Origin of the sequence: Streptomyces canus, from assembly GCF_030816965.1 — a bacterium.
Classification (GTDB): domain Bacteria; phylum Actinomycetota; class Actinomycetes; order Streptomycetales; family Streptomycetaceae; genus Streptomyces; species Streptomyces canus_E.
Map to the genome: position 1 here is coordinate 9,763,635 of NZ_JAUSYQ010000002.1, position 17,350 is coordinate 9,780,984.

At 69.3% G+C, this 17,350-nt stretch carries 13 protein-coding genes and 1 pseudogene; 8 read left to right on the forward strand and 6 right to left on the reverse strand.

Features of this window, described 5'->3' with window-relative positions; genetic code table 11:
* Positions 1-121: 121 nt before the first annotated feature.
* From QF027_RS45655 to QF027_RS45665, 3 genes are all read right to left on the reverse strand, one after another.
* Complete coding sequence (locus QF027_RS45655; RefSeq protein ID WP_306972956.1) at positions 122-2,614, reverse strand: SpoIIE family protein phosphatase; 2,493 nt, start codon at positions 2,612-2,614, stop codon at positions 122-124.
* Positions 2,615-2,651: 37 nt separating this feature from the next.
* A complete protein-coding gene (locus QF027_RS45660) occupies positions 2,652-3,008 on the reverse strand; it encodes a hypothetical protein (RefSeq protein ID WP_306986853.1) in 357 nt (118 codons plus the stop codon).
* Between the two features lie 112 nt (positions 3,009-3,120).
* Complete coding sequence (locus QF027_RS45665) at positions 3,121-5,352, reverse strand: alpha-L-fucosidase (protein WP_307081425.1); 2,232 nt, start codon at positions 5,350-5,352, stop codon at positions 3,121-3,123.
* A 203-nt stretch (positions 5,353-5,555) separates the two neighbouring features.
* Here QF027_RS45665 and QF027_RS45670 point away from each other — a divergent pair.
* Both QF027_RS45670 and QF027_RS45675 read left to right on the forward strand, forming a co-directional pair.
* Positions 5,556-5,768: pseudogene (locus tag QF027_RS45670) on the forward strand (ABC transporter permease subunit); the annotation flags it as partial.
* A gap of 283 nt (positions 5,769-6,051) precedes the next feature.
* The gene (locus tag QF027_RS45675; RefSeq protein ID WP_306972954.1) at positions 6,052-6,774 is read left to right on the forward strand and encodes a FadR/GntR family transcriptional regulator; all 723 of its coding nucleotides are present in this window, start codon (positions 6,052-6,054) and stop codon (positions 6,772-6,774) included.
* 39 nt (positions 6,775-6,813) lie between these two features.
* Here the strand turns inward: QF027_RS45675 and QF027_RS45680 are convergent, their stop codons facing one another.
* Entirely contained in the window at positions 6,814-7,242 is a 429-nt protein-coding gene (locus QF027_RS45680; protein ID WP_307082724.1) for a hypothetical protein, read from the reverse strand.
* Positions 7,164-8,000 (reverse strand): acyl-CoA dehydrogenase family protein, encoded by an 837-nt coding sequence (locus QF027_RS45685; protein ID WP_307081427.1) that lies wholly within the window; start codon positions 7,998-8,000, stop codon positions 7,164-7,166. Before QF027_RS45685 ends, QF027_RS45680 begins: the two co-directional genes overlap by 79 nt.
* 149 nt (positions 8,001-8,149) lie before the next feature.
* Between QF027_RS45685 and QF027_RS45690 the strand changes: the two genes are divergently transcribed.
* The 5 genes from QF027_RS45690 to QF027_RS45710 all read left to right on the forward strand — a co-directional run bounded on the left by QF027_RS45690 (position 8,150) and on the right by QF027_RS45710 (position 15,485).
* Positions 8,150-8,695 (forward strand): ATP/GTP-binding protein, encoded by a 546-nt coding sequence (locus QF027_RS45690; protein WP_307081429.1) that lies wholly within the window; start codon positions 8,150-8,152, stop codon positions 8,693-8,695.
* A 197-nt stretch (positions 8,696-8,892) separates the two neighbouring features.
* Positions 8,893-11,202, forward strand: a complete 2,310-nt coding sequence (locus QF027_RS45695; protein WP_307081430.1) for a glycosyl hydrolase family 95 catalytic domain-containing protein — start codon at positions 8,893-8,895, stop codon at positions 11,200-11,202.
* A 25-nt stretch (positions 11,203-11,227) separates the two neighbouring features.
* Positions 11,228-13,117 carry a glycoside hydrolase family 97 protein gene (locus tag QF027_RS45700; protein ID WP_307081432.1) on the forward strand — a complete coding sequence of 630 codons (1,890 nt, stop codon included), beginning with the start codon at positions 11,228-11,230 and terminating at the stop codon, positions 13,115-13,117.
* Positions 13,118-13,222: 105 nt separating this feature from the next.
* Complete coding sequence (locus QF027_RS45705) at positions 13,223-14,476, forward strand: 4-hydroxybenzoate 3-monooxygenase (protein ID WP_307081434.1); 1,254 nt, start codon at positions 13,223-13,225, stop codon at positions 14,474-14,476.
* 55 nt (positions 14,477-14,531) lie between these two features.
* On the forward strand, positions 14,532-15,485 hold the full coding sequence (locus QF027_RS45710) for an expansin EXLX1 family cellulose-binding protein (protein WP_307081437.1): 954 nt from the start codon (positions 14,532-14,534) through the stop codon (positions 15,483-15,485).
* A gap of 3 nt (positions 15,486-15,488) precedes the next feature.
* Here QF027_RS45710 and QF027_RS45715 read toward each other — a convergent pair whose 3' ends face one another.
* Positions 15,489-16,745, reverse strand: a complete 1,257-nt coding sequence (locus tag QF027_RS45715) for a hypothetical protein (RefSeq protein WP_306972947.1) — start codon at positions 16,743-16,745, stop codon at positions 15,489-15,491.
* A 158-nt stretch (positions 16,746-16,903) separates the two neighbouring features.
* Between QF027_RS45715 and QF027_RS45720 the strand changes: the two genes are divergently transcribed.
* Positions 16,904-17,329, forward strand: coding sequence for a VOC family protein (locus tag QF027_RS45720; protein WP_306972946.1), 426 nt, complete (start codon positions 16,904-16,906; stop codon positions 17,327-17,329).
* Positions 17,330-17,350: the final 21 nt, after the last annotated feature.

The window sequence follows — 17,350 nt, forward strand, 5'->3', positions numbered from 1 at the left end:
TTCTGGTCGGAGCCGCCGTTCCAGGACTGCCAAACATGGTTGGACGGCGGTCCCGTCGGCGTGCCGGCGCTGTCCGCGGCTGGATGCCGCGCTGGAAGGCGTCCGCCGGCGCAGGGCCGGCTCATCGGGGCTGTCGGACTCGGATGTCAGCGCCCGGATTTCGTCGCGGCCAGGGCTCGGGGAGAGTCTGCGCGCACCAGATCGTCTTGCCTTCGGTGGTGTGCCGGGTACCCCACCCCTGGGTGAGCTGGGCGACGAGCAGCAGGCCCCGGCCGCCCTCGTCGAAGGCGCGCGCCCGGCGCATGTGCGGTGCGGTGTCGCTGGCGTCGGAGACCTCGCAGATCAGGGAGGAGTCGCGAATCAGCCGCAGCCTGATCGGGGGCCCGCCGTATCTGATGGCGTTGGTGACCAGCTCGCTGACGACCAGCTCGGTGACGAACGACGCCTCCTCCAGACCCCAGGCCTCCAGCTGGTCGAGGGCGAACTTCCTGGCGCGCGGCACCTGCGCGGGGTCGGGTAGGACGGCCCAGTCGGCGACATGCTGGGGATCCAGCGCGTGGGTGCGAGCGAGCAGCAGCGCGGCGTCGTCGGTGCGGCGTTCGGGAAGCATGGCGTCCAGCACCGTGTCGCAGAGGTCCTCCAGTGAGGTCGCCGACTGGTTCAGGACCCGCAGGAGTTCGGCGATCCCCTCGTCGACGTCGCGCTCGCGGCTCTCCACCAGTCCGTCGGTGTAGAGGGCGAGCAGGCTGCCCTCGGGCAACTCGAGCTCGGTGGCCTCGAAGGGCAGCCCTCCGATGCCGAGCGGTGGTCCCGGCTGTGCGGGTGCCGGGGTCCTGGTGCCGTCCGGGGAGATGACGAGCGGCAGCGGATGACCTGCGCTCGCCAGTGTGAAGCGGCGGGAGACCGGGTCGTAGACGGTGTACAGGCAGGTGGCCCCGAACTCGCCGGTCGGCTGGAAGCGGCCGGCGGGCTGGAGGTCGCTGGCGAGGTGGATGACCAGGTCGTCCAGGTGGGTCAGCAACTCGTCCGGCGGCAGGTCCACGTCGGCGAGCGTGCGCACCGCCGTACGCAACCGGCCCATGCTCGCCGAGGCGTGCAGGCCGTGACCGACCACATCGCCGACGACGAGGGCGACCCGGGCACCGGAGAGCGGAATGACGTCGAACCAGTCACCCCCCACTTCCGCCCCGGTCCCGGCGGGCAGATAGCGGGATGCCACCTCCAGTGCCTCCTGGTTCGGCAGCCGCTGCAGCAGCAGACTGCGTTGCAGGGTCAGCGCGGTCGTGCGCTCGCGCGAGTACCGGCGGGCGTTGTCGATGGCGACGGCTGCCTTGGCGGTCAGCTCTTCGGCGAGGATCAGGTCGTCGGCGGTGAAGGCCTCGGGCCGGTCGCTGCGCGAGAACGCGACCACGCCGAGCAACGCGCCGCGGGCCCGGAGCGGCACGGTGATCCGGCCGGTCAGTCCCTCCGCGGCGATCGACTCGTCGATCAACGGGTTGCCCGGCGGCCAGTGGGCCGGGTCGGCGGCGAGCCCGGGCCCGAAGGCCCATTCGCCGCCCTCGCCCGGCTCGGCGGCGAGCTGAACCGTGGACCTGCCGGTGGTCATGCAGCGGACGGCGACGGAACCGGGCGCGTGACTGACCGGCATCGGGGACCCGGGAGCCCGGCCGGTGTCACACTTCGTGCTGTGCTGGGCGGCGCGGCTGAGCGCGACGGCTCCGCCGGAGTCGGAGGCGGGGGAGAGGGGCGGTTCCTCTCCGCGCAGCACCTCGTCGAAGAGATCCACGGTGACGAGGTCGACGAATCTCGGCACGGAGGTCCTGGCCAGTTCCTGGGCGGTGCCGAGCACGTCGAGTGTCCGGCCGATGCCGCGGCTGGCCTCGTTGAGCATGAGCAGGCGCTGCCTGGCCCAGTACTCCGCGCTCATGTCGAATCCCCAGTTGGCGACCGCGCGCACCCTGCCCTCGGCATCCCGGACGGGCCAGATGCTGGTGGCCCAGGCGTTGGCGTAGTTACTGCCGAGCGGCTGGAAGACGGTGATGAGACGTGCGGGCTTGCCCGTCCTCGCCACTTCGGAGAGCTGGTCGGTGTAGGGCTTGTCGTCCCTTTCGGGGAACAGGTCGCGGTCGAATTCGGGAAACACCTCGCGGTACTTCTTACCGAGCAGTTGCTCCTCGGAGTGCGCGATCACCCGGCCCGAGGACGCGTTGATCCACAGAAACCGCAGTTCAGGGTCGTAGACGCCGAGAGCGAAGGGGCTCTGCTCGAAGGCCAGGTCGGCGATCACCGGGCGGCGCTCCCAGCGTTGGACGGTCACCGCGTGGCCCAGTGCCCGGCCGTCGGCGCCGACCAGCGGGTGAGCCGACACCAAGACGTCCACCGTGGAACCGTCCCGGTGCCGCAGGGAGACGAGCCCTGTGTCATCGGGGCCGCCGACGTGACTCTCGGGGAAACCGGGTGGTGGGGGAGCGGCCAGCAGGTCGGTCACGGGGCGGCCGACGGTGTCCGCCGCCGTCCAGCCCAGCAGCAGCCGCCCGCTTTCGCTCCAGGCGCTCACTACGCCGTCCGGACCCACCACAAGCGCGGCAGCGGGGGCATGCTGCTTGTCGGCCATGTCCACGGCTACGCCTCCGTCCGGACAGCTCTGCCCGTCAGGGCTGGTTCCCGACCGCAGCTTCCAGCGTAGGTCCGCTTCTGTTCCACGGCTCTCCGGCCGGTACGTGCCTGATCACCGGGTGCAGGGCCGAGCGGGGGCGCGCCTGCGCGACCCCGCTCGACGACGACCGCAGCCCGTCCATGGGCTGCCGTGGTGGGGATGCGGCACGGCCAAGGCCGAACGCGCAGCCCGGATCGTGCGTGCACGCAGCGGGCGGCGGGGCCGCGGCGCCGGCCACGTCGAGCGCCTTGCCGCTGCCACGGTTGACCAGCACGTACGACGCGTTCGTGTCCACGGCGGCGGCCTGCGCCGTCCCGGCGGTGCCCAGTCCGGTCAGGAGCGTTGCCGTCAAGGCCGTCACCGCGGTCAGCACCCCCGCACGCCGCCGACGTCCCTACCACGAAGTGAATGTCATATGCATGCCATTTCTCTGCATTCGTGTCCTTGTCAGCGGGTCCCGCCGGTTACAGCGCGGCGAAGGTCCACAGCAGGTTGGTGCTGCTGCCGTAGGTCCACTGTTTGGTGAGGGAGCCCGAGGCCACGTTGCCGCCGCCGTCAAGGACCAGGCCTGTGGTGCGGTTGGCTATCGAGTAGCGGTCGCCGCCCCGGTGGGTGATGGTCCACTGCTGGTTGGTGCCACCGTTCCAGGCGCCCTGTCGGACCGGGGAGCCGTCGTCGGTGGCGCCCCAGCCGTCGGCGACCATTCCGTTCGTGCGGTTGACCAGCCTGTAAAAGCCGCCTCCGACGGCTTCCGCATGCCACTGAAGGTTCGAACTGCCGTCCCAGGTCCACTGCTTGAGGCTGGATCCCGAGGCGACGTTGCCGCCGCTGTCCAGCGCGAGGCCGTTGGTGGCGTTGGTGATCCGGAAGTACGTGGCCGGATTGAACTGGACCCTCAGCGAGGTGATCTGGTCGTTGTTGCCGGTGGCGCGCAGGTCGGGGTTGTCAGCGGTGAAGGTCCATGAGGTGCCGGTGAAGTTGTCTCCGGAGTAGCCGATCACCTGGTAGCCGGGGGCCGGCCGGAGGGAGGAGAGGGTGCGGGGGCCCGGGCCGCCCGCGGTCAGGTCGTCAGCGGTGTAGTCGCCTACGGCCAGGACGGCGGCCTTGCCGGTGTAGTCGACGTCGGTGAAGGCGATGGCGCCGGCGAGCGGCCGCAGGCCGGGAATCGTGCCGGAGAAGGTGAGCTTCAGGACGTAGGCGCCCGCGCTGTACGGCGCCGAGGACGGCAGGGTGACGGTGAGGCCGGAGGTGTTCTGGGCCGGCGCGGGCAGATCGATGTAGGTGTCGGCGGTCGAGCCGAGGAGCTTCACCGAGGTCAGCGAGGAGAGGTTGATCCGGTCCGAGCCGAGGGTCTTGATCGTCAGCGAGCTGCCGGGCCAGCCCAGGACGGTGGCGTACAGGACGTCGTTCGCCTTGTTGCGGGTGAAGCGGATGTCCTGCGCGGTGCCGGCGTGCGGGGTGGTGAACGAGCCGCCGCCCATCTTCGTCGGGCCTTCGCCGTACGTGGTCCAGGCGCGGGTGGAGTACACCGACTCTCCGAAGCGCTTCAGGTGGTCACCGATACCGAGCAGGATGTCCTTCTGCGCCTGAGGGATGGTGCCGTCGGCCATCGGTGCGATGTTCAGCAGCATGTTGCCGTTCTTGCTGACCCGGTCGAGGAACGAGTGCAGCATCTGCTGGATGGTGTAGTAGCCGATGCCCTGGGTGTAGCACCAGCTGGAGCTCGAGATGCTGTCGTCGGTAAGCCAGTACGGGGTGGTGAGGTCGGCCGGGCCGCCGCGTTCGTAGTCGAAGACCTCGCCCTTGCCGTTCATGCCGTCCTTGTACGTGGCGACGACCTCACGGCCCCAGCTGTCTGCCTGGTTGTAGTAGTACGCCAGGAAGTTCAGGCGCTGTGTCTCGTCGACGGCGTCCAGATTGAAGTCCTGCCACAGGATGTCGGGCTGGGCGCGGTCGATGACCTCTTTCAGTTTGTCGAACCAGAGCTGGTTCTCCGCGGCCGAACCCAGCTGCCCGTAGAGCTTCTTGAGGCCGGAGTCCGTCTGGGCGGGGGCGAACTCGTAGAAGCCGGTGAAGTTGTACGCGTGGTGCATGGCCACCAGCAGCTTGAGGCCCTTGGCGCGGATGGCCGTGGAGAACAGCCGCAGCAGGTCGAGTCCCGGGCCCTTGTTCACCGAGTTCCACTCGTTGACCTGGCTGTCCCACATGGAGAATCCGTCATGGTGCTCGGCCACCGGACCCGCGAACCTGGCGCCTGCGTCGGCGAACAGCTGCACCCACTCGTCGGGGTCGAACTTCCCGCCGGCCGACTTCAGCTTCGGCGCGAACTTCACGGTGTTGCCCGCCAGGTCCCGCGCCCCGTTGATGAAGTTGTGGTACGGCCACGCCGAGGGCTGACCGTAGGTGGCGATGTGGTGCTGGTTGGCGCTGTTCCCGCTCTCGTACATGTTGCGCGGATACCACTCGTTGCCGAAGGCGGGGACGCTGAAGACGCCCCAGTGGAAGTAGATCCCGAACTTCGCATCCTGGAACCACTCCGGAGCCGGCGGGTGCTGGTCGACCGATTTCCAGTCGGGCGTATACGGGCTGGGCGCCGCCTGGGCGACACCGGCACCGAACGCACCTCCGGCAACGGCCGCCGTGGCCACGCAGGTTGCGGAGGCCAGGAGCTGGCGTCTGTTGATCGAGCTCGACATTGACACATCCCTGGGGCGGAAGGGGCAGGGGGAATGCAGGGCCACGCATGAAGGTCGACCATGTCGCCCTGGCGTGTCAACCAACGTGCAGGGATGAAAGTGACGATCGCCTCCGATGAATAGACTGGTTTGAACAGTTTTGATGGGTATTTCAGTCAGGCAAACATGGAATGTCTCGCCATGTTCGGGTGGTCGTCTTCGTGCTGCTGCCCGGTGCCTGGTCGATCCCGGTCACGCTCGCCGTGGGCGTGCTGGTCGGCGTCCTGAACGCCCTGCTGATCATCCGCTGCGGCCTCAACGGCTTCATCGTCACTCTCGGCGAGCTGATCGTCCTGCGCGGCGTCCTCACCGGCATCTCCGGCGGTCAGACGTTCTTCCAGGTGCCGGAGTCGATGCTTGACCGTGGCCGGGCTCAGCGCGCAGACGCACCCGGAGGCCCTGAAGGAGTACACGTACCCGGACGGCCCTGTCTGGTCCGCCCGTGTCTGACGAGGTCGCTCCGCCGACGCGATCGGCCTCCCCGCCCATAGATCCCAGTATCATCAACGTCGCCTGGGCATGCGGACTCGCGGACGGGTCGGAACGGAACGTGCAACTCCATGATCAACACATGCCGGTCGGCCTCTGGGGCGATCTCCGCACTCAGGGACTGACCAGGACGGACGTGCCCGTGGAGCAGGGCGGGGGGAGGGATGAGTCGTGTCGCTGACGGACAAGGCCATCGAGGACATCCGTGAGCTGATCCGGACCGGTGCCCTGCCTCCCGGCTCGAAGCTCCCACCGGAGCCGGACCTGGCCGCCCAACTGGGGCTCTCCCGCAACCTCGCCCGCGAAGCGGTCAAGGCGCTGGCCGTCGCCCGGGTTCTGGAGGTCCGGCGGGGCGACGGCACCTATGTGACCAGCCTGCAGCCGAGCCTGCTCCTGGAGGGGCTCGGCGGCGCCGTGGAACTGCTGCAGGGCGATTCCGTCGCGCTGCAGGACCTCATGGAGGTACGGCGACTCCTGGAACCGATGGCCACGGCCCTGGCCGCCACCCGGATCTCCGACGCCCAGCTGGCCGAGGTGAAGCGGCACCTGGACGCCATGCGGGAGGCTCGCGACGACGTCGCACAGCTCAACGCCCACGACGCCGCCTTCCACCGTGCCGTCGTCTCGGCCACGGGCAACGAAACCCTTCTCACCCTCCTGGAAGGGATCTCCGGCCGCACCCTGCGCGCCCGTATCTGGCGCGGTCTGGTCGACGCCAAGGCCGCGGGCCGCACGCTCGCCGAGCACGAGGCGATCTTCAATGCCCTGTCCACCCGTGACGCCGCCCTCAGCCAGGCCGCCGCCCTGCTGCACGTGAGCAACACCGAACAGTGGCTGAGGGAGCACCTGCGCTCAGGCGAAGCCCTCCCCTTCGGGACGACAGCGCGCACCTGACGAGCGGACGAGGAAGGCCACGCCGCTTCGCGGAAGTCGTCAGAGGAACGGCGTACCGGCGTCCAACCCTGACAACACCCTCCCGTAGAGCTCCAGATTGGCGGCGGGGTTGACGAAGGAGTGCAGACTCAGGGCGTTGAGATCCCGCACGGCACGCTGCACCGGCACCTCCAGACGCAGCGACGACGCGCCGGATGCGGAACCGATCAGGTCCACGGCCTCCTTGCACAGCCGCGCCACATAGCCCGCCTGGGCCCGGATCCGAGCGCGTTCCTCCGGCGTGTACGGACTGCCGTCCGTGACCCGGGCGTCGATCAGCGAGACGAAGTCCGCGGTGAGCAGTTCCGCACAGGAGATCTTCATCGCGGCCTCGGCGAACTGCAGATGCGTCACCGGAGCGGTGTGCTGCTGCTCGTAGATCGTGTAGGTGATGCCCCGTTGATGGATGCGCTCACCGAACTCCGCCAGCGCCGCCCGGGCCGGACCGAGGGCGCCGGCCGCTGTCCAGGCACAGAACAGCAGGAGGACGGGCATGCCGTAGAAGGGGTCTTCGCTGTTGCGCCGCGAGGGTAGGACCCGCCCAGCAACGGCCCCAGTGGCAGCACACGGTGGGCCGGCACATGGACGTCACGGGCGACGACACTGTTGCTGCCGCTCCCGGCCAGACCGGAGACGTGCCAGTCGTCGAGCACGTCCAGGTCGGTCATCGGAATGGCCGTCCACAGCAGATCCGGTGGGCGGCCGTCCCCGGCGTCCGCCACAGCGGTCAGCAGGTGCCAGTCGGAGTCCTGGCAGCCGGTGGCGAACGGAGAGGTTCCGTCGACCACGTAACCGCCGCTCACCGGACGCGCTTTCGCCTTGGGTACGAGGGTGCCGCTGACCCGTACGTCGGGGCCGGTGAAGATCTCGTCCTGCGCCTCGTCAGGGAAGAGTGCCGCGATGAAGGCGCACCCGGCCTGGATCAGCGCCATGAACCCCGTCGACCCGCACGCGGCGGAGACCTCGCTCAGTACATCGACCTGTCTGCGCACCGAGGTCTGGTAACCGCCGTACCGGCGGGGCACGTTCATGCGAGGGACCCCGGCGTCGGTGAGAGCCATGACGACCTCGCCGGTCACGCGGCGTTCCCGTTCGGTGCGCAGGGCGTGTGAGCGGATGAGAGGCTGAAGTTTCCGTACGCGTTCGACGAGTTCGGCGTCCGAGTTCGGTGCGGATGAATCAGCCAAGGCAAGACCTCCAGGGCCCGTTGCGCAGGGAAACCTCACCGTGACGCCGAACCTGTCGGGTGTCAACGCCCCCTTCAGGCCGTGCTGTTGACACGGCCCAGCCCGAGGGGGCCCGGACCCGGCCACCCCAGATCGAAAGGCTCCCCACCATGGGTCGCTACGTTCTCACCGGCACACCCGGCGCGGGCAAGACCGCCATCCTGCACCGCCTGGGCGAACTCGGTCACGCCGTGGTGGAGGAGGCGGCGACGGACGTCATCGCCCGGGCTCAGGCCCAGGGCGAGGACGAACCGTGGACGCGGGTGTCCTTCATCGACGAGATCGTCACCCTGCAACGACAGCGACAGCAGGAGGCGAGCGGGACCGCCGCCCTCCAGGTCTTCGACCGCTCACCGGTCTGCACCCTCGCACTCGCCACCTACTTGGGACGCCCGGTGTCCCGGACGCTCGGGGCGGAGCTCGAACGGATCACCTCCGAGGAGATCTACGAGCGACAGGTGCTCTTCATCCGCAATCTGGGGTTCTGCGAGCCCACCTCGGCCCGCCGGATCAGCTATCAGGAGTCGCTGGTCTTCGAGAAGGTCCACGAGGAGACCTACCGCGCGCTCGGCTACCAGCTCCTCGACGTCCCCGCCGACGACCTGCCCCACCGTCTCGCCACCGTCATGTCGGTGATTGCGCCGCCCACGTCATGAACGGACCCAGATACATCGGATGGGTCACAGGGATGGCCTAGGCCTGCTGACATGGGTCTCCGGGTCGAAGGAACCCATGACGGCCTTACTGTCACGCGATTCGCGTGGTGCTGAAGTTATTGACAGGTTCACGAGTGCCTCTTAGGTTCCCCGATACACCCGATGTATCGGGGAACCGTCAGGTAGAGAGGACGACGATGACCTCACAGCCGGAGAGACACTCGCAGCCGGCCCGCAGAGCCGTACTCGGCACCGCGCTGGGCGGAGCCGCGGCGGCCGCGTTACCCGGTACGGCCCGCGCCGAAGAGCCGATGTCCTCGCCAGGTGCCGCCGGACGTCCCTGGAAACTCCGGGACACCATGACCACCGACGGCGCGTGGGCCCGGTTCCTGCATGACCAGGACCTGCTGTGGAGCAGGCTGCCCACCCTCTGGTACGAGGGCCCCTTCCTCGGCGACGGCCAACTCGGCAGCATGATCTATCAGGAGCCCGGCGCCAACCAGATCCGTTTCACCGTCCAGCACGGCCGGGTCCAGGACCACCGCCCCGAGTTCGGCAGCGGCTGGGGAACCTGCCGTCTCCCCGTCGGCCACCTCACCCTCGAGCCGGCCGGCACCATCACCGCCGTCGACTGGCGACTGAGCCTGTGGAACGCCGAACTCACCGGCACGGTCACCACCACTGTCGGCACCCTCACCCTCGCCGCCCTCATCCACGACGAGGTCCTGGCCGTCCGGGTGAAGGCCGCCGGCGGTGAGCGGGCCACCTGGATCTTCCATCCAGAGGAGGCCATCAGCCCCCGCAAGGTCAGCGAGGCCCCGCCCACCGGATACACCGCCAACCCGGCCTGGATCACCCGTACCACCACCGACGGCACCGAACAGGTCCTCCAGCCCCTCACCGGCGGCGGCCAGACCGCCACCGCCCACCGCCGCACCGGCGACGACCTGCTCCTCAGCGTCGGCCACAGCCACCCCTCCGGCACCGCCGCGGAAGCCGACTCGCTGCGCAACCTCCGCCGCGCGAAGTCGTACAGCACGCTCAGGCGCCGTCACACCGACTGGTGGCACGAGTTCTACCGCAAGAGCTTCGTCTCGTTCCCCGACCAGCGGCTCCAGAGCTTCCACTGGATCCAGCTCTACAAGGTCGCCTCCGCGAGCCGCGCCGGCGGCCCCGTCATGGCCACCTCCGGACCCTGGCTGGAGCCCACGCCCTGGCCCGCGGTCTGGTGGAACCTCAACGTCCAACTGGAGTACTGGCTCATCCACGGCTTCAACCACCCGGAGCTCGACTCCCTCGCCACCACGCTGCGCCAGAACCAGGAACAGCTCATCGCCAACGTGCCGGCCGCCTACCGCGCCGACAGCTCCGGCGTCGGCCGCAGCTCCGACATGTTCGCCAACCGCAGCGTCGGCCAACCCGGCACCGGCGCCGAGACCGGCGACCTCACCTGGGCCCTGCACAACGTGTGGCTGTCCTACCGGCACTCCATGGACAAGTCCCTGCTGCGCGACACGATCTACCCGGTGCTGCGCCGGGCCATCAACTACTACCTGCACTTCCTCACCCCGGGCAGCGACGGCAAGCTCCACCTGCCCAGCACCCTCTCGCCCGAATACCCCGTCGTACCGCCGCAGGACACCAACTACGACCTGGCCCTGATCCGCTGGGGCTGCCAGACCCTCCTCAACTCCGCCGAACTCCTCGGCATCGACGACGAGTTGGCACCACGCTGGCAGGAGGTGCTGGCCAGACTCACGCCCTACCCGGTCGACGCCAACGGCTTCATGATCGGTGCCGACACCCCCTACGCCCAGTCCCACCGCCACTACTCGCACCTGCTGATGGTCTACCCGCTCTACCTCGTCAACTGGGACCAGCCCGAGAACCGCGACCTCATCACCAGGTCGCTGGTCCACTGGCACGCGCTGACCGGCGCCCACCGCGGCTACAGCTACACCGGCGCGGCCTCCATGTACGCGATGAGCGGCGACGGCGACACCGCGATCACCTACCTCCGCAAGTTCTTCGACCCCACCACCCGTTACCCGTGCCGGGCCAACACGCACTACACGGAGGCCGGTCCGGTCATCGAGACCCCGCTGTCCGCCTCGCAGTCCCTGCACGACATGTTCTGCCAGAGCTGGGGCGGAGTGATCCGCGTCTTCCCGGCCGTCCCGAGCGCCTGGGCGGACCTCTCCCTGCACAACTTCCGTACCGAGGGTGCCTTCCTGGTCAGCGCCGTCCGCAAGTCGGGGACCACGCGTTTCATCAGGGTCAAGAGCCTGGCGGGCGAGCCCCTCAAGCTCCGGCACGGCCTCAGCGGGCACCTCACCGCGGTGCTGGACGACGGCACCCCGGCCCGCACCCACGACCTCGGCGACGGCACCCTCGCCATCGACCTGCCCCGCGGCCGCGAGGTGCTCGTCCACACCGGCTCCCGCCCCGACCTGAGCATCGCGCCCGTCGCCGTCAGCGAGCCGGGACCGGCCTGGGGCCTGCCGTAAAGGCCACACAACCCGGAGGTTTCCGATGGCAGTTCCGATCAGAACCGCGGTCGCCGCACTCTGCGCCTCGCTGGCGGCCGCCCTCCTCACCACAGCACCCGCGCAGGCCGAACAGCACGACCGGGCCTGGTCCCTCTCCGCGGGAGCACACGCGCCGCGCGCGCAGGTCACCCTCGACGACGCCACGGGCACGCTGAGCCTCGCCGTGTCCCGGGACGGCCGTACGGTCATCGAACCGTCACCCGTCGGCATCGTCACCGAACAGGCCGACCTGTCCAAGGACTTGCGCTTCCTGCACCGCAAGAGCCGTACGGTCCAGGAGCGTTACCGCGCGAAGTCCGGCAAACGCCTGGACCGCCTCGTCCGCATGAACGAGACCCGTCTCTCCTTCGCCACGGCCGCGGGTGCCCGCGTCGACCTCGTCGTCCGCGCCTCCGCGGACGGAATCGCCTACCGCTATGCCCTGCCCGCGGGATCCGGTGACGTCCTCGGCGAGGCGTCCGCCTTCACTCTCCCGACTGACGCGAAGACCTGGCTCGGCACCTACCGGGTGGACAACGAAGGTCAGTTCGTCCAGTACACGGCGGCGACCGCGCCCACGGGTGAGTACTCCGACCAGGCCCTGTTCTCGACCGACGGCGGCTACACCCTGCTCGCCGAGTCCGACCTCACCGGCGCCTACTCCGGTGCCCGTCTCGCCCACACCCAGGGCACCGGCACCTACCGCATCAAGCTCGCCGACGACCGGGTGAAAAGCGACGGCCCCCTCGTCACCCCCTGGCGGGCCATGGTCACCGGTGACCTCGCCACCGTCACCCGGTCCACCTTCACCGACGACCTCGCCCCCGCCTCCAAAGTCGCCGACCCCTCCTGGATCCGGCCCGGCACCGTGCTGTGGACCTGGCTCGCCGGCGGCCGCGAAGCCGGCCAGAGCCTGACGGCGCAGAAGGCCTTCGTCGACTACGCCGCGCAGCGGAACTGGCCCTACGAGGCCGTCGACGCGGGCTGGTACTTCAAGACCGACGAATGGGACACCACCGACCCGAACTGGCAGACCAACAGCTGGATGCCGGAGCTCGTCGACTACGCCCGCGCCAAGGGCGTCGGCATCATCGTCTGGATCCACCAGCGCGATCTCGACACCCCCGAGGAACGCGCCCAGTGGCTGCCGACCCTGGAGAAGTGGGGTGTGAAGGGCGTCAAGATCGACTTCATGAACTCCGAGGCGCAGCCCATGCTCCAGTGGTACGACGCCATCCTCAAGGAGACCGCCGCCCACCACCTCATGATCGACTTCCACGGCTCCACGATCCCCAAGGGCATCCAGCGCACCTGGCCGCAGGTCATGACCCTGGAGGGCGTGGCGGGCGAGGAGAAGCGCACCAACACCGCCGCCCATCTCACCACCCTGCCGTTCACCCGCAACGTCATCGGCTCCATGGACTTCACACCCGGCGCCTTCCAGCGCGTCGGTCTGCGGCCCAACTCCGACGCGGCCGAGGTAGGTCTCACCGTCGCCTACGAGTCGGGGCTGCAGATGTTCGCGGGCACCCCCGAGTCGTACGAGGCCCGGCCGCTCGCCCGGGCCTACTTCGACCAGGTCCCTGCGGCCTGGGACGACACCCGCCTCCTTGCCGGCGAACCCGGTCAGGAAGCCGTGCTGGCCCGCCGCAGCGGCGAGCGCTGGTTCCTGGGCGGCCTCTACGCCGGTGCCGCCCGCACGGCCGCGGTGCCGCTGTCCCTCGGTCCGGGCCGGTGGCTGGTGGAGACGATCCGGGACGGTGCCGACGGCCTGGTCCAGGACCGGCAGGTCCTGCGCGGGGGCGACACATTGAGCGTCGACGTCGTGGCCAACGGCGGCTTCGCCGCGCTCGCCTGCCCGTGGCGGCCCGGCCTCACCACCTGCTACCGCTGACGCACCGTAGTTCCGGGAGCCGGATCCGATCAGCCGTGCCTGTGCGGATCGGATCCGGCTCGTTTCGGCCACCGTCCTCGCTAGGCTGGCTTCGGAGGTGCCCAAGTGGCCGAAGAAGCAGGACAGTTGCAGGATTCTGCCGAATCCACGACCGTCGTCGTGATCGGCGCGGGGCCGGCCGGGATGGCCGTCGCCACGCTGCTGCGGCACAGCGGCATCGACTGCGTCGTCCTGGAACGCCGCTCCCGCGACCATGTGGCGCAGCGCCAGCGGGCCGGCATCGTCGAGACGCGAGCGGTCCGCATGTTCGACTCGTGGGGGCTGACGGACCGGGTCCTCGGCGGTGTCCCGTACGACGGCATCCTGGAGTTCCGGGTGGACGGCCGCAGCCGTCTGGTGTCCGACAGCGACGGCTCCGACGGCCCTCCGGCCCGCCTGTGCCCTCAGCAGGTCCTCGTGCAGAAGCTCACCGCCACCTATCTCGAGGACGGCGGCGACCTGCGCTTCGAGGCCGCCGACGTCTCCCTGCACGACCTGACCGGCGACCGCCCGACCGTCCGCTACCGCACCGCCGACGGCACCCCCCGCACGATCACGTGTGACTTCGTCGCCGGCTGCGACGGCGACCGGGGCGTCAGCCGTACGACCGTCCCCGACGGCGCCCTCACCGCGTACGCCTTCGACCACGGCATCGGCTGGCTCACCGTCCTGGCCGACGCCCCGCCCCCGGCCCACCCCCTTCTGGCCGTCAGCCGGGAGGGCTTCGCCGCTCACTTCCCCCGCGGGCCGCGTTCCAGCCGCTACTACCTCCAGTGCCCGCCCGACGACGACCCCGACGCCTGGCCCGAGGCCCGCGTCTGGGACGCCCTGCGTACCAGGCTCGGCGACCCCGACCTCGTGTCCGGTCCGATCACCGACCGCGAGGTCTTCCGGCTCCGCAGCCTTGTCCACGACCCCATGCGGTACGGCCGTCTCTTCCTGGTCGGCGACGCGGCGCACATCGTGTCACCCATGGGCGGCAAGGGCATGAACCTCGCCCTGTACGACGCCGATCTCCTCGCCCGGGCCGTGCGCGACTCCGTCCAAGGCGACGACACCGCCCTGCACACCTACTCGGCGCGCTGTCTGCGCCGCGTCTGGAACGACCAGGAATTCTCCCACTGGCTCACGCGGACCCTTCACGACGCGGGCGACGCCGAGCCCTTCTTGCGCAACCTCGCCCGCGCCCGCCTCGACCGCCTCTTCAACTCCCCGGCCGCCGCCGGCGCGTTCGCGGAACTCATGACGGGACTGGACCCGACCGGGGACGCGGTGGCGCAGGAAATCCCCGGCAACCTTTCCGCGCTCGGCGGCGACTGACGAGTCGGAAGCACCCTCCGCCTGAGGCTTGCACGGATCACCCAAGGACACACCAGTGGCATCTCGTACGCATCGTTCCCCGTCGCCGGGCAGGCGGCGCACGGCCCTCGTCTCGGTGGCCGCCGCCGTCGTCGTCGCGGTCGTGGCAGCACTGATCGTCGCCTTCGGTCCCGACCACGAGACCGACACCGCCGGCTCAGCCGCGGCCACTGCTGTCGCCGGCACCCCTGACACGCCCACACCGACGGCACAGGAGCCGAAGCCCGCCACGGCATCACCTTCGGCGTCGGCCCGCACAAGCAGCCCGAAGGCCACGGCGAGCACCGCCTCGCCCCGGCCGTCGACGGCACCGGTCTCGCATCCGGCGCGGAAGGTGTCCGCTTCGGCATCGCTGACCGGGCGGATCAAACCGGGCGTCTCCTACGAGGGGGTGGCCACCTTCTACGACGTGGGCAACGGCGACGGCGCCTGCCTGTACGGCCCCACCGACGACGTCATGACCGCGGCGATGAACCACACCGACTACGAGACGTCCAAGGCGTGCGGGGCGTACATCCGCGTCCGGGCCGGGAGCGGCGCCTCGGTCACGGTCCGCATCACCAACGAGTGCCCCCTGCCCTGCGCACCCGGCCAACTCGACCTCAGCCCCCAGGCGTTCGCGAAACTCGCCGCCCCCGTGCAGGGCCGGATCCCGATCACCTGGAGCCTGCTGAGCCCCAGCACCTCCGACACGGTCTCGATCCGGTACAAGACCGGATCGAGCCGCTACTGGTGCGGTGTCCAGGCGATCGGCCACCGCAACCCGCTGGCCCGACTGGAAGTCGAAACCGCCTCCGGCTGGAAGGAGTTGCCCCGCACGGATTACAACTACTTCCTTTCCGAGCAGGGCAGCGGATGCGGTGGTGCGATCAGGATCACCGACATCTACGGTGAGCGACTGGAAATAGACGGTATCGGAGTGAAGCCGGACGTCGTGCAGCCGACCCGGGTCCAGTTCGCCCAGCACTGACCGTCAGTTCAACAGCTCGCAGACCTCCACGAAATCGTCGTAGGCCTCGCCGTACTGGTGGGCGGCGAGAAGGAACATGGAACGGTCCGTCAAAGCACGGGCCAGCACTTCCTTGTCGGCGAGACGGCGGGCGAGATCCACGTGTTCATTGAATACGGGCCGGAGCGGCTTCAGAATGAGATGGCTCCGGTTTTCCCGGTCAACGGCACACCGGATCGTGAGTCTTCGGTGCACGGCGACCAGTTCAGGCAGGTACCTGCCCGGATCGGTCCTCGCCGCCTCCCGCAGTTCCTCGACCCGCTCTTCGAGGGACGACATGCTGCCGACATAGGCCTGCTTGATGTCGGGCGACCATTGGTGGAAAGCCGATCCGAAAGACGGGCCCGGCGCACTCGCGGACGGCACCGGCTCCGCCGAACGGCCGGACATGGCGAACAGCGTGGTCCAGCACAGGTGCATGTTGCTCCAGCTCTTGCGCTCCCCGGTCAGGTCCAACTCGGTGAGCAGGGCGAGGGCCTCCTGCCGGGCCGCCACGGCCTCGGCGCGGCGCCCCACGCCGTCCAGCAACCCGGCCAGGTGGACCAGCTCCCACGTGAGGATGGCCAGGGCGGTGCGGTCCTCGGCACATCTAGCGCGGGTGTCGTCCACGAGCTCCGTGAGGACCTCCACAGCGGCCTCGTGACGGCCGGAGGCGTCCAGCGCGGCCACCCACTCGACCATGTCCCAGAACGACAGTTCCGCCGATTCCCGTCCGTGCTCGGATCGGACCATCTGCTCGCACCATTCCGCGGCTTCCCGGTACCGGCCCTCCTCGGCCAGAACGACCACCAGCGGCCCGTGCCCGTACAGAGGGCTTTTCACCTGACCGAGTTCGAATCCTGATTTCCCGGCCTCGGCCATCTCCTCGCACATGGCGAATCCCTCGGCCCGGCGGCCGAGGAGATACAGCTGGTGCCGACAGGCGTCCAGGGTACGGACGAGCAGATCGGTCTTCTTCGGATCTTTGTCGTCGATGGCGCGCGCCGCGGCCACGGCTTCTGCCCGACGGGCCAGTCGGACCTCCGGCAGATTCCCGGTCCCCTGCGCGTATCCGTAGGACAGCAACGCCTCCGCCAGCTTCGGGAGATAGGTCAAAGGACTCACAGCGGAAAGCACCCGATACGCCTCGACCTGCCGCCCGAGCTCCAGCCGGCCGGATCCGAGCAGCATCGTGCGCGCCCGCAACACCGCGTCCTGATCGACCTTTTCTGAGTGATCCATGACGGGAATTCTGAGATCCGGAGCAACGGCCGAACAAGGCTTTCGAGCTGTGCCATCCGTCCTACGAAAACGACCGCTGACCTGTCATGATGGGTTCGGTTACTCCAACCCGGAGAAGGCGCCCGGCACACGGCGGCGAACCGGTGCACAGTGGAGGTATGACCGCAGACGGCAGGAACATTCTGACCCGGGGTCGCGTGGCGACCAGGCTTCCCGCCCAGGACCTGGACCGGGCCCGGCGCTTCTACGCCGAGCAGCTGGGGCTCGAGCCCGTCGACGAACGCCCCGGCGGACTGCTGTACCGCTGCGGGGGCACGGACTTCGCTCTCTTCCAGTCGGCAGGGGCCTCGCCCGGCACCTTCACCCAGATGGGATGGGAGGTGGACGACATCGACACCGTCGTCTCCCAGCTGCGGCAGCGTGGCGTGGTCTTCGAGGAGGTCGACCTCCCCGGCTTCCGCACGAAGAACGGCATCGCCGACATCGAGGGCAACTACCCGAGCAAGAACGCCCGAGGGGAGCGCGCGGCCTGGTTCCGTGACAGCGAGGGCAACCTGCTGGGCATCGGCGAGCCGGTGCACTGATCTTGCGGGTTCGCCCCCTGT